At 64.0% G+C, this 839-nt stretch carries 1 protein-coding gene; it reads left to right on the forward strand.

Annotated features, from left to right (window positions below; genetic code table 11):
* Positions 1-21: 21 nt before the first annotated feature.
* The coding region (locus tag IG54_RS0137260; protein ID WP_030795654.1) for an alpha-amylase family glycosyl hydrolase at positions 22-839 on the forward strand (818 nt) is incomplete at its 3' end.

An 839-nucleotide genomic window follows, 5' to 3' on the forward strand; every position in this document is an offset into this window, starting at 1 on the left:
GATCGGAGGGTCACCCACATCATGATCGTCAACGAGCCCGTCCAGGACACCTTCGAGGACACGCCCGCCAGGGACCGGCATCCCGACTGGTTCAAACGCGCCGTGTTCTACGAAGTACTCGTGCGTTCCTTCCAGGACAGCAACGGCGACGGCGTCGGCGACCTGAAAGGCATCACCGCCAAGCTCGACTACCTCCAATGGCTCGGCGTGGACTGCCTGTGGCTGCCCCCCTTCTTCAAATCCCCCCTGCGCGACGGCGGCTACGACGTCTCCGACTACACCGCCGTCCTCCCCGAATTCGGCGACCTCGCCGACTTCGTGGAATTCGTCGACTCCGCCCACCAGCGCGGCATGCGCGTCATCATCGACTTCGTCATGAACCACACCAGCGACCAGCACCCGTGGTTCCAGGCCTCACGCACCGACCCCGAAGGCCCCTACGGCGACTACTACGTCTGGGCCGACGACGACAAGGCCTACAGCGACGCCCGCATCATCTTCGTCGACACCGAAGCCTCCAACTGGACCTTCGACCCCGTCCGCAAGCAGTACTACTGGCACCGCTTCTTCTCCCACCAGCCCGACCTCAACTTCGAAAACCCCGCCGTCCAGGAAGAAATCATCTCCGCCCTCAAATTCTGGCTCGACCTCGGCATCGACGGATTCCGCCTCGACGCCGTCCCCTACCTCTACGCCGAAGAGGGCACCAACTGCGAAAACCTCCCCCGCACCCACCAGCTCCTCAAACGCGTCCGCACCGAGATCGACGCCCACTACCCCGACACCGTCCTGCTCGCCGAGGCCAACCAATGGCCCGAGGACGTCGTCGACTACTTCGG

It is taken from the genome of Streptomyces sp. NRRL S-920, from assembly GCF_000717945.1.
GTDB lineage: Bacteria > Actinomycetota > Actinomycetes > Streptomycetales > Streptomycetaceae > Streptomyces > Streptomyces alboniger.